This window comes from Pantoea sp. JV6 (assembly GCF_025910055.1).
GTDB lineage: Bacteria > Pseudomonadota > Gammaproteobacteria > Enterobacterales > Enterobacteriaceae > Pantoea > Pantoea agglomerans.
Genome location: NZ_JAPCIM010000012.1, coordinates 379,947 through 392,370 on the forward strand (window position 1 = coordinate 379,947; position 12,424 = coordinate 392,370).

The 12,424-nt window shown below is 52.2% G+C and carries 11 protein-coding genes and 1 pseudogene; 3 read left to right on the forward strand and 9 right to left on the reverse strand.

The window, feature by feature from the left end; translation table 11 throughout:
- Positions 1-152: 152 nt before the first annotated feature.
- The 7 genes and pseudogenes from OK412_RS12060 to OK412_RS12090 form a co-directional block, all read right to left on the reverse strand.
- On the reverse strand, positions 153-713 hold the full coding sequence (locus OK412_RS12060) for a hypothetical protein (RefSeq protein WP_052270839.1): 561 nt from the start codon (positions 711-713) through the stop codon (positions 153-155).
- A gap of 319 nt (positions 714-1,032) precedes the next feature.
- Positions 1,033-1,443 (reverse strand): hypothetical protein, encoded by a 411-nt coding sequence (locus OK412_RS12065; protein ID WP_228312224.1) that lies wholly within the window; start codon positions 1,441-1,443, stop codon positions 1,033-1,035.
- 937 nt (positions 1,444-2,380) lie between these two features.
- Positions 2,381-2,597: pseudogene (locus tag OK412_RS23460) on the reverse strand (DUF6434 domain-containing protein).
- 269 nt (positions 2,598-2,866) lie between these two features.
- Complete coding sequence (locus tag OK412_RS12075) at positions 2,867-3,058, reverse strand: hypothetical protein (protein WP_052270835.1); 192 nt, start codon at positions 3,056-3,058, stop codon at positions 2,867-2,869.
- A 181-nt stretch (positions 3,059-3,239) separates the two neighbouring features.
- The gene (locus OK412_RS12080) at positions 3,240-3,563 is read right to left on the reverse strand and encodes a hypothetical protein (RefSeq protein ID WP_010670456.1); all 324 of its coding nucleotides are present in this window, start codon (positions 3,561-3,563) and stop codon (positions 3,240-3,242) included.
- A 132-nt stretch (positions 3,564-3,695) separates the two neighbouring features.
- Positions 3,696-3,989 carry a hypothetical protein gene (locus OK412_RS12085; protein WP_181955252.1) on the reverse strand — a complete coding sequence of 98 codons (294 nt, stop codon included), beginning with the start codon at positions 3,987-3,989 and terminating at the stop codon, positions 3,696-3,698.
- 52 nt (positions 3,990-4,041) lie between these two features.
- Complete coding sequence (locus OK412_RS12090) at positions 4,042-4,278, reverse strand: hypothetical protein (RefSeq protein ID WP_223565647.1); 237 nt, start codon at positions 4,276-4,278, stop codon at positions 4,042-4,044.
- Between the two features lie 993 nt (positions 4,279-5,271).
- Between OK412_RS12090 and OK412_RS12095 the strand changes: the two genes are divergently transcribed.
- Entirely contained in the window at positions 5,272-5,346 is a 75-nt protein-coding gene (locus OK412_RS12095; protein WP_233600717.1) for a glyoxalase superfamily protein, read from the forward strand.
- A 238-nt stretch (positions 5,347-5,584) separates the two neighbouring features.
- Here the strand turns inward: OK412_RS12095 and OK412_RS12100 are convergent, their stop codons facing one another.
- Entirely contained in the window at positions 5,585-6,460 is an 876-nt protein-coding gene (locus OK412_RS12100) for an oxygenase MpaB family protein (protein WP_182500367.1), read from the reverse strand.
- A gap of 96 nt (positions 6,461-6,556) precedes the next feature.
- Positions 6,557-8,854 carry a beta-glucosidase BglX gene (bglX, locus tag OK412_RS12105; protein ID WP_010669690.1) on the reverse strand — a complete coding sequence of 766 codons (2,298 nt, stop codon included), beginning with the start codon at positions 8,852-8,854 and terminating at the stop codon, positions 6,557-6,559.
- A 155-nt stretch (positions 8,855-9,009) separates the two neighbouring features.
- Between bglX and dld the strand changes: the two genes are divergently transcribed.
- On the forward strand, positions 9,010-10,713 hold the full coding sequence (gene dld / locus OK412_RS12110) for a D-lactate dehydrogenase (RefSeq protein WP_010260312.1): 1,704 nt from the start codon (positions 9,010-9,012) through the stop codon (positions 10,711-10,713).
- A gap of 293 nt (positions 10,714-11,006) precedes the next feature.
- Complete coding sequence (gene chiP, locus OK412_RS12115) at positions 11,007-12,404, forward strand: chitoporin ChiP (protein ID WP_264353208.1); 1,398 nt, start codon at positions 11,007-11,009, stop codon at positions 12,402-12,404.
- Positions 12,405-12,424 lie beyond the last annotated feature (20 nt).

Genomic DNA, 12,424 nt, shown 5'->3' on the forward strand with positions numbered 1-12,424 from the left:
TTAGCGGTTGTTCTCAGTACCATGAAGAGCTAGTTAAACCTAGGTGTATTAATCAAATGGGAGCAGGTCAACCTGACTTGTCCCCATAAATTATGATATTGCGATGCTAGCAAAATCCGCTTTTAGCAATTACTGTGAGGGTAACTCCTTTTTCAAATCAGGATACCCGTTTTAAGATCGAGCTTAAAAGATTCCCAGCCTCCTGGCGGGTCCCACTCTCCTTGGCCAAGCACGGTATCATTCTCTATTGATGTTATGATTACACCATCAATGGCGCACTGCCTGGATTTCCAGAGAATGCCTGCAGCAATATCCATCAGAAAAACGTGGCAGTAAGTTGCAACCAAAACCCGATCATGTAGCTTGTCAGTATGGATGTCAGGCACTGAATAAATATGGCCGACGTAATCACCTAGTGGATGGCTTCTGAACGCGTGTGTGGCTATGTCAAAAACATGAAAATAGTCCCCACAAATGATAGCCACGTGGGATTCATTGAGGAGAAAATCAGAAAAGGCGCTGGAAATAAGCCAGCCATCCTCATCTGCACGTATATATAACTGTAAAATCAGAAGGGGCTCACCGTCGTTTCTGATTAGCAGTCGCCGATCCTTTTCCCCCTTAGAGCCAAAAGGATTGACGTCGATGATCGAAACACCTTCCGTTTCAGCGCCGGGCGTAAGCTGTTCAATATAGGTCGCTTGTAATGTCACTGACTATCCCAAGTGTGAAATGCAGAACAACTCATACAACTTTACAAGCTGAGGTCACGACAGCGTCATACGTTGTCATATGTGCTGACCAGCCCCGCAGATTAGTCATTCCGATGTTAGCCACGTCCGCTTCTGGCACAAAGCCGACCGACAACAGGACAAGGTCCGCTATGAGCGAGAAGCGGACGGTCAAAGTTGTTCTGCAACAGATGAAGACTTGTCGTAGCTACATATTAATCAACAGGGAGCAGGTCAGTGATAAAAAGGGGCAGACCAAGTGCGAAAACACCGGCGCCAGGCCGGTATCAGTAGGATAAGGTTAAGAGAATTCTATTTTGCACTCTGACAGAGGAATAGAGCGGCCATCGGTAATAACAAATTGATCACCTTCAATTTGAGCCAGTAACAACCCCATGCCTTTGGCACCAGCTTCGATATCCTTTCTCCATCCGTCAATATCACCGTGATATATGACAGCATGAAATAGCGGACCATCCAGTGGAGTAATGCTGCACCCTGCTTCATTGACCCCCCCACTAGTTGCGTTCGTAGGATCAGCGAAGCATGTAATATTTTTAAATTGCTTTCGGAATTTGTTTTTCCCATCATCAGAAAAATACATAGTTTCCCTTGTCGGTGCGCCATCCATGCCGGGGATGACTCTGGCATCTGATCTTTCTAGCTTCCCACCTAAAGACTTTTCCAACTCATCTATCTGATTAGCCAACACATCACCTCCGTTTTTCACTGGCGCAATTACAAACTTAACGTTTTTAACACCTGATTTATTTAAGATTTTTTAGCAGTGACTAACTAACTCTAGACTATTAGTATGCATTACTACGTTGAAATAAAGCTCCAATATGAGATGTCCGCTTCTGGCACAAAGCGGACGTTCAGCAGGCTAAAGTCCGCTATGAGCGGGAAGCAGATATCGACAGAACCTTTCCTATGCTGGCGTTTTATGTTTTCCTTCGCTTAGCCATCTGAACTAGGACTTCGCCATGAAAATCTACTGGACCCACAAAAGTATCCCCGAACTGAAAGACTTATCTATGAGGGAGCGTGGAAGGCGTTGGCGGAGCGCGTATAAATCGGCTTTCCGGCACTGGCAGATCTGGGGTGGTCTCGTTCTCTGCGGAGTCCTTGCTGGCGCGGGAGCGTACTTTGGCGGCATAGTCGGCACCGTAATATTAGCTGGGCTTGGCGGATTTATTTACAGTCAGATCGTGACACTCGTTGTCCTGAAAAATTATCGTCACCGGCTGAAGGACGAAGCAAACTAATCTTTCAAGACTTTAAGGCTGCAAGACTCAGCAAGTTACACATAACGGTTCTTCGTTCATACGTCTTAATGTATGCCTCGTGGTAGCAAATCATAGTCAGCCAGCTGAACCGCACTGGTCCCCCCACAGCTATGTGGGCAAAAGGTCTGCGGCACGCCAATAACGCTGGCGTTGCTCGGTCGCAGTGATTTTTTCGGTTGCTGAAGCGCGCAGTTATGTTGAAACGCGCATACCCCCCCTCTTTCAGCTGACCGTAAGAAATCCTGGTTGTCAGAGGCAGGTGCCTTATTGCGCTAACCGCATACAGGTAATCACGCGACTGGCATAAAGCAGATCTGCAATTGCGTAGTTCGCTATGAGCGAAGACCGGACGTTCCTGCACTAAAGTGAAAGTGGATGTCTGCGCTTCCACTCATCAACCACATCACCCAGATTTTTTTGTACGTCATTTCGTATCCAGGCCATAAACTCGCGATCAAACCGGAAATCTGGACCACACTCATTGACCATAAAACGGCGAACGTTTTGTGTGTTTTTTGTAGTCTTTATCTACGATTGTAAAGCGTGTTAATGAAGAACTATGCCAGTCAATGTTCATTTGTTGGCTCCTGTTTTAAACAAACGATAGCTGCGTTCAAATTTAACACGTGACCTTGAAATGCCCGTTTTTAGCACGAAGTGGAACTACTGAAGAGTCAAGAAGTCAGCCAGGGCGAAATCACTTAATACCGGAATCTCGGTGACCTGACTGACAGATATTCATCACGTTATCTTTTCAATAGCAACACTACTTTGAAGCCCTGGCACCGCTCATTCCCGGCGAGCCGTCGTGATCTCCATTGCTGCCTGCCTGTCCACCCTGACCACCTAATCCGCCGGGTCCCGCGTTGCCGCCGTTTCCACCGTTGCCTGAACCGTCACCGTTGCCGCCGTTTCCTCCATTACCTCCTTCTTCGCCGCCGCTTCCCCCATCTCCTCCATCTCCATTAGAACCGGCTCCGGCATTCCCGCCATCACCACCGTTCCCATTGCCAGACCCGTCACCGCCATTCCCGCCATCTCCATCCTCTGCGATGGCACTAAAGCTGGCGGTGAAAGTCAAAGCCGGCAGCAGAAAAGAAGGCGTACAGAAGATTGCTATTCGAAGTGTTATGACAGCTATAACCAATAATGATCTTAAAAACGTGCGTAAAGGAAAAATTCGCATTTAAAATCTCCTTCATTCAATTCATCACTTTATTTAATCAGGTGTTTCCCCCATCCCCGCCATCACCACCATCACCACCGTTCCCTCCTGGTGAATTATTGCTGCCGCCATCACCTCCATTTCCACCATCAGCTCCATTCGCTCCTGCAGCTCCTTCTCCTCCTTGCCCATTGTTACCGCTATTGCCCCCATCCCCTCCATCACCGCCATTCCCCCCAGGCGAATCAGCACTATTGCCATTGCCACCGTTGCCACCGTTGCCGCCATTACCACCCTCAGGCCCGCTTCCTCCGTTTCCTCCATTCCCGCCATTTCCCCCTGCAGAGCCACTGCCACCGTCACCACCATTCCCGCCATCAGCTATTTGATGAACCAGATGGGAAACAGACACTACATTAGTATCTTCCTTATTTGCCCACGCATTTGCCATTGAGTTGAGAGACACAACGGTAAAAATGCTCAACGTGAAAACCTTATTTATTCTGCTATTCATCCGTTAGCTCCATTAGCTCCGGGCGCGCCGCTTCCGCCATTTGCGTTTCCGTTACTTGTGTTGCCGCCATTACCGCCGTTGCCACCGTCGATGCATGACGTCCCCGATACCCCTTTCTTACCGTTTTCTCCATTAGCGTCACCATTTTCAGTCGTACCGCCATTTTTCCCATTCAGATATGAGCAGTCGTTATGTTTATGATGATGCTTGTTCGAGGCGTGGGCGCTCAAGGCACTGATTGTCAGAACTGAGAAAATAAGAGAGTTGATGACTATATGATTGGATTTCATATTTATATCTCCATAATGAAAACGCGATGAAATAATCCACCGCGTATTAAAATTAAGCATGCCTTTTATTATGCACCGCCATCTCCACCGCCATCTCCGCCGCCATTATCGCTGCCGTCACCATTACCGGTTCCGTTATTGTCCCCGCTGTCATTCCCATTGCTACTGCCATTTCCACTGTCGGCATTACCGCCATTACCACCATTACCGCCATCCCCACCAGGAGCTCCTGGTGAGTTGTCATTACCACCATTACCCCCGTTGCCACCGGCAGAACCAGGGGCACCATTGGCATCGCCGATTAAGACAAAGGGATGCACAGAGTCTGATGTGACAGGCACACTGTGCAATGGAGTTGCGGCAGACAGGCGAGCTGCAGTGATCAGTAACAACCCTAAAGCAAAAGTGATTTTGTTCGGTCTCATAATCTATCCTTAAAGTAAGAAACACATGAGAAAAAATACATTACGGATAACCCCGCTGTAGGGGTACCTCAAGTAAATTAAAAAAAACAGGAAAATAGAAGAAGTTCAGGTGTAATCAGAAGTGTCTCGGGATTAGCTGATGTGTATAAAGCAGCAAAAGTATTTGCATGATTTCGAATGCATGTTTCTGTGCGGCGCTAATTTATTAGGCATAATCACAAAGTGAGATGCACGTCACGGTCACATATTTTACAAGCTGAGGCACATTACATTTTTATTAATTATAAAATTTCATTCTTAAAATAGTAAAGGCTGTATAGATTATTTAAAAAAGCATTTATGAAAAATTAAAAACCGCCTATTCTTCAGATATTCAAGCCTACTAAAAGGTTAGCCTCGCATTTAGACAGTATCTCCGGCGCACTCCGGGTTCGCAAAAATAATGTCCATCACTTTTATTGGACATTGTCGCGTAAAACACCGTACATGGCTCCCTTCCTGCAGGCTGGTCTGTCAAAGATAGTTATATTCGTGCAGGCCTACGAGACGACAGAAATGATATGAATAAAGGAGGGCGGCTGCGCCCTGCAGGACGCAGCCAGACATCAGAAGGTGGTCCAGTTTCCGTCTGTATCAGCAGGCGCTTCCTTCTTAACTGCGGTTGGTGAAGATACAATTGCATGCCGGGTGGCTGTGGGATGTGAGACTTTAGCAAGCGTGAACACTGACACTGACACTGACTGCAGCTGCGGGGAGACGTGTTCCCGCAGGCTCTGCGAGGCCGACGCAGATTCCTCGACCAGCGACGCATTCTGCTGCTTCACACCATCCATCTCCGTTATGGTCGCCCGGAAATAGTGAAGCAGGACTGGGGAGATATTCTGGAAGTCTTCAACCCATTTGGAAACCGGCTCCGATTCTGTCAAAGCTGATTTATTCTTCTCAATACAAAGGGGATTGCCATAGGCATTACCCCTTTTTTCATACGCACGAAATGTCCGCTCCTGGCACAAAGCGGACGTTGATATCTGCCCCGATCAGCCTATTTTGAATAACCCAAATAAATTTATTGGGTGAACAAAAGCGTCTATCCAATTAGCAGCATCAATCACTAGTGCTGCCTAATCTCTTTATGACCACTAGCCCCCCACCCTTTTACCCGTGAACCCCTCACCCCACATCCCTTCCCATCCGCACCATCGCCCGATACCAGGCACCGCGCTGAATCGACCACCTTAATCCCACCGCAATCGCATTAATCTTCCGGTCAATGATCGCCTGCTGAAAGCGGCCGATCTCCGTACCGGACATTGCCTGCGCCCAGGCTGGCATCAGCCCGAACCCTGACTTCAGCATGATTTTCATCACCGGTTTTGCCTGCCAGCTGGGTGCGGGGGCATTCATCAGCAATCGCGTCACTTCGGCAGTGCGATGATCAAAGCGCAGCTCTGAACGCATCTGTTGCAGATAATCCGCAACATCAACAACGCTTTTCGGTACCTTCTCCGCCCCCAGCGCTTCGGCAACCTGCGCCGCCTCCTGATAGTACTGATCCTGCTCGGCGCGGCTGAGGTGTGGATTTTTGTAGCGCAGATGGGCGGCCAGAAAACGGCTGGTCTCCGCCACATGCACCCAGGTCAGCAGATGCGGATCGCTGGCGGCATAGGGTTTGCCTTCGCTATCAACGCCGCTGACTTTCAGGTGAATGCGTTTCACCCGGTCAATCAGCGTCTGTGCATCCTGCGAATTACCGTAGGTGGTCACGGCGATAAACTGACTGGTGCGCCGCAGGCGGCCCATCATATCTTCACGGAAATTGGAGTGATCCCAGACGCCCGCCAGTGCCGCCGGATGCAGCATCTGCAACAGCAGCGCGCTGATCCCGCCGCACATCATGGAGGTGAAGTCACCGTGGACGCGCCAGATCACGCTGTCCGGGCCAAACAGGCCGGGATCGCCAGGCGGTTGAGAGAGATCAAATTCATTCATCGACAGGCCATTAAGGCGGAATACCTGCTGCTGAATGCGGTCACGCAGATTAATCATGATGGCTCTGATAGTGGATATGACGCGGCGCGCCGTAGCAGGACGCTAACGACGCGCCGCATCACCTTCCCCTGACGTCAGGGGAAAGGCTGACGGTTATAAATAGTTAAACTGCCCATCCTCGGTACGAACGGAATCGAGTCCAATCATCACGTTGAATTTGCCGGGTTCTGCAACATGCTGCATCTGCTGGTTCCAGAACTTCAGCGCATCCACGTCGATTTTAAAGGTCACGGTTTGCGACTCGCCCGCTTTTAGCATGATGCGCTTAAAGCCACGCAGCTCCTGCACCGGACGGCTGATGGAAGCGACCGGATCGTTGAGGTACATCTGCACCACCGTCGCGCCATCGCGTTTACCGCTGTTGGTCACGGTCACGCTGGCTTCAATGCTGCCGTTACGCGGCATAGTCGGCGAGGACATTTTTACCGGCGACACGGTGAAAGTGGTGTAGCTCAGGCCGTAACCAAACGGATAGAGCGGGCCATTAGCCGCGTCGTAGTAGTGCGACGTGTATTTGTTCGGCTTAGCAAAGTTGTAAGGGCGGCCAGTGGGCAGATGGTTGTAGTAGATTGGAATCTGACCCACTGAACGCGGGAAGGAAACCGGCAGCTTGCCCGACGGGTTGTAGTCGCCGAACAGCACATCGGCGATGGCGTTGCCGCCTTCGGTGCCGCTGAACCAGGTTTCCAGCATCGCATCGGCCATCCGATCTTCATTCACCACTGACAGCGGGCGTCCGTTCATCAGCACAATCACCAGCGGCTTACCGGTGGCTTTCAGTGCCGCTAACAGCTTCTGCTGGCTCGGCGGGATCACCAGGTCGCTGCGGCTGGAGGCTTCGTGCGCCATACCCTGCGCTTCGCCCACGGCGGCAACTACCACATCGGCCTGTTTCGCTTTGGCGACCGCGTCATCAATCAACTGCTGCGGTGAACGCGTATCCACGGAAACCGCCTGCTCATAGAGGTTCAGGAAGTCCTGAATCCCTTTGTTGTCGGTGACGTTGGCGCCCTTCTCATAGAGCAGCGTAGCCTTGCCTTCGGTGGCATTGCGCATGCCCTGCAGCAGCGAAACGGATTGCTTCGCCACGCCAGCGGCGGACCAGCTGCCCATAATGTCGCGCTGGCTGTCTGCCAGCGGACCAATCAGGGCAATGGTGCCCGATTTTTTCAGCGGCAGCGTTTCCAGGCGGTTTTTCAGCAACACGATGCTTTTACGCGCGACGTCGCGCGCTTCAGCCCGGTGCAGACGGCTTTCCGCATTGGTGTCCTGCGGATCGCTCTCTTTCGGACCTAAATGGCTGTAGGGATCGTTAAACAGGCCCATATCATATTTGACGTTGAGCACATGGCGCGCCGCATCGTCAATCTCCGCCATGGTGACGTCGCCGCTCTTCACCAGAGCGGGCAGATACTTGCTGTAATATTCGTCGCTCATGCTCATATCGACGCCCGACTTCAGGGCGATGCGTACCGCTTCCTGCGGATCGCTGGCGACGCCATGCTTGATCAGCTCTTTGATTGCGCCGTGGTCGCTGATGGTAATGCCTTTGAACTTCCACTTATCGCGCAGCAGATCTTTCAGCAACCAGCTGTCCGCCGTGGCGGGCACGCCATTGATCGAGTTCAGTGCCACCATCACGCCGCCGCTGCCTGCATCCAGTGAAGCTTTATAGGGCGGCAGATAGTCCTGGAACATGCGCTGCGGGCTCATGTCCACGGTGTTGTAATCGCGTCCGCCTTCCACTGCGCCATAGAGCGCGAAGTGCTTCACGCTGGTCATCACGCTGTAGCGATCGGCAGCACTTTTGCCCTGCATCGACTGCACCATGCTGCGACCCATTTCGCTGGTGAGATACGTATCCTCACCGAAACCTTCAGAGCCACGGCCCCAGCGCGGTTCACGGCTGACATCCACCATCGGCGCCCAGGTCATGTTCAGGCCATCGTCGGCCGCTTCATAGGCAGAGACGCGCCCCACCTCTTTCACCGCATCCAGATCCCAGCTCGACGCCAGCGCCAAAGGAATCGGGAAAATGGTGCGCTGACCATGAATAACGTCGTAGGCGAAAAACAGCGGGATCTTCAGGCGGCTGAGCTGCATCGCCTGATCCTGCATCGCGCGGATATCCTGACGGGTTACGGTATTAAAAATCGCGCCAACCTGACTCTTCTGAATCATGTCGCGAATCACTTCTTTCGGATTATCAGGTCCGACGCTGATTAAACGCAGCTGGCCGATCTTCTCGTCCAGCGTCATTTTTTTAAGCAGTTGGTTGACGAAGGCATCCCGCGCCTGTTCGGTCATCGGGTGGTTACCTGGCACTGTCTCAGCCAATGCCGGTTGCATCGCGAGGGAGACAGCGAGACTAACAGAGTAAATCCATTTCATCAGGTTGGGTTCTCTTAAGTAACTGCGCAATATCGAATAAACAGGCGGCAGTGTGCCACAAGATGAGAATAGCAGGTAGCTGCCGCTGTCACACTGCGTTGAGGTGAGTTGACGTGCTACAGTTAGGACGCACTGATAAGACAAGGGAATTGCTCATGATACAAACCTCTGCCCTGCTTTCTGACCTGCGCCGCCTGGTCGGCCCTACCCATCTGCTGACTGAACCTGAACAGACCGCGCGCTATCGCAAAGGCTTTCGCTCCGGCGAAGGCGAGGCGCTGGCGGTGGCGTTTCCCGGTACGCTGCTGGAGCTCTGGCGGGTACTGCAAACGCTGGTAAATGCCGATGTCATTATCCTGATGCAGGCGGCGAATACCGGCCTGACCGAAGGCTCGACGCCGCATGGCGACGATTACGATCGTCCGCTGGTGATTGTCAGCACCCTGCGGCTGGATAAGCTTCAGCTGATCGACGAAGGCCAGCAGGTGCTGGCGTTCCCCGGCAGCACACTCTACCAGCTGGAAAAAGCGCTAAAGCCGCTGGGGCGTGAACCCCACTCGGTGATTGGCTCCTCCTGTATTGGTGCCTCGGTGCTGGGCGGCATCTGTAATAACTCAGGCGGATCGCTGATCAAACGCGGACCGGCCTACAGTGAAATGGCGCTGTTTGCCCAGATTGATGCGCAGGGAAAACTGAAGCTGGTGAACCATCTCGGTATCGATCTTGGGACGTCACCGGAAGAGATTCTGGGGCGGCTGGATGATGACCGCTGGCAGCCCAAAGATGTGCAGCACGATGGCCGTCACGCCTCCGATCATGAATATGCCGACCGGGTTCGTGAAGTGGATGCGGATACGCCCGCCCGCTATAACGCCGATGCGCGTCGCCTGTTTGAAGCCTCCGGTTGTGCCGGGAAGCTGGCGGTCTTCGCGGTGCGACTCGATACCTTCGCCAGCGAACCGCAGCAGCAGGTGTTTTACATCGGCACCAACGAGCCCGGTGTTCTCAGCGATATTCGCCGTCACATGCTGGCGCATTTCACCCATCTGCCGGTGGCGGGCGAATATATGCACCGCGACATCTATGACATTGCGGAAGTCTACGGCAAAGATACCTTCCTGATGATCGACAAGCTGGGCACCGACAAGATGCCGCTGTTTTTCACGCTGAAGGGGCGGGTTGATGCCTGGCTGAGCAAACTCTCCTTCGTTAAACCGCACTTCAGCGATCGCCTGTTGCAGCGCCTGAGTAAACTGTTTCCGGCGCATCTGCCGAAACGCATGAAGCAGTATCGCGACAAATATGAACACCATCTGATGCTAAAGATGTCTGGCGACGGCGTGGCGGAAGCGCGTAACTATCTGCGCGACTACTTCCGCGAAGGCGGTGGCGAATTCTTCGAGTGTGAAGGCAAAGAAGGTGCGCACGCCTTTCTGCATCGCTTCGCAGCGGCGGGTGCGGCGGTGCGCTACCACGCGGTGCATTCTGATGAGGTCGAGGACATTCTGGCGCTGGATATCGCCCTGCGTCGTAATGATGCGGACTGGTTCGAAACCCTGCCCGATGAGATCCGCGCCTCGCTGAGCCATCGTCTCTACTATGGTCACTTCTTCTGTCATGTGTTTCATCAGGATTACATCGTCAGAAAAGGCGTCGATGTGCATGCGCTCAAAGCGCAGATGCTGGAGATTCTTCAGGCGCGGGGCGCGGAATATCCCGCTGAACATAACGTCGGACATCTCTATCAGGCCAAACCGCAGCTGGCGGCGTTCTATCGCCAGCTCGATCCCACCAACAGCTTCAATCCTGGGATTGGCAAAACTAGTAAGCAAAAGGGATGGGCGGTGAAGCAGGTTTAATCGCCTTATGGATTAGCCTGCTTATCTGAGCAGGCTGATTGTCATACAACCGGGAGGCCCGTTCGCACCACCAGCTTCCCATTGCAACAGTCCTGCCAATAGCTAACATTTTCATCAGAAAATTAATCTCCCCTCCCATATTGCACCTGCTTTATTTTATCTCATCGGGTTCTGCGCAATAGTTCACAAATCACCACGCTGCTAATTGATAATTCGCGTCGCGAAAAATAGATTACCGCCACAATAATAATATTTTGCTTAATTATCCGGATTGCATTCAGGGAGGAGTGATCATGCGAAAAATTAATTACGCGTTAGCGTTAATTGAAATAGCCACCGCATTAATAGCGTTAACTGCAATAAGTTCATCAGCGGCCTACGCCAGCGGATTTATTGAGGACTCATCGCTGAAAGGTAATGTTTTTTACTGGCAGCGTCAGCGAGATCGCAGAGACACCGATCCCGCCAGTGAATATCAGGGGCACTATCGGGCTAATTTACATCATGCCTCGCTCAACAGTAATCTTGACTATCAGTCAGGCTATGCCGGAGAGTGGATTGGTCTGGACCTCGCCATTTTCGGTGCTGCTGAGCTTTCCAACAGCGGCCCCGCCGCACCCAATGAAATTGGCTTCAGTAAGGCGCGTACCCGCTGGGATGAAAAGTGGAATGGCGACAGCGGCGGTGCTTCTGTTTATAAAGCCGCACTGAAATTAAAATATAACGATTACTGGTTGCGCGCCGGTTATATTCAGCCAACCGGCCAGACAATTATTGCGCCACACTGGAGTTTCTTACCCGGAACCTATCGCGGCGTCGAAATTGGTGCGCTGTATGATTTCCATCAAGCCGGTGCATTATCGCTCTCATTGATGTGGAGCGACAAATATAAAGCGCCCTGGTATCGTGACTTATATAATTTTCGTCAGGCTGATGGCATAACGCCTGTCAGCTACCTGCATTCGTTCGGCATGAAATATGACTTCAAAAATAACCTGGTGCTTGAGGGCGCATTTGGCCAGGCGGCGGATTATATGGATCAATATTTTGCCAAAGCCTCGTGGTCAGCCACGCCTGGCGGCAATGCACTCTACACCAGCTATCAGTTTTACGGGGCGCACGACAAAGTAGCGGGTGGTGCCGCTAATCCCCGTGATGTCTATGACGGCCTGGCCTGGTTACAGGCGATCACGGTCGGCTATACCGTCGGCCCGGTTGATCTGCGACTCGAAGGCAGCTGGGTCAAAGCAGAGGGCAATCAGGGCTTCTTTTTGCAGCGCATGACGCCAGGCTACGCCAGTTCCAATGGCCGACTGGATATCTGGTGGGATGCCCGTTCCGACTGGAACGCCAATGGCGAAAAAGCGATCTTTGCCGGGGCGATGCTCGACTTAACGCCGTGGCAACTGGCGGGATGGAAAGTGGGCGCATCGTACGTCTGGGGCTGGGATGCCAGACCCGCCACGCTGCCCACCGTTGACCAGAGCCAGCGGCTGAAAGAGTCCGCCTGGAACCTTGATCTGATCTATCAAATCCAGCAGGGCCGCGCCAAAGATACCCTGTTTAAACTGCATTACACCCGCTACGACAATCACAGCAATCTGCCCAGTTACAGCGGCGGTTACGGCAACATTTTTCAGGACGAGAAGGACATCAAATTTATGGTTATCGTGCCGTTTACGCTGTTCTGACGCCCTGCAGACTCCCGGAT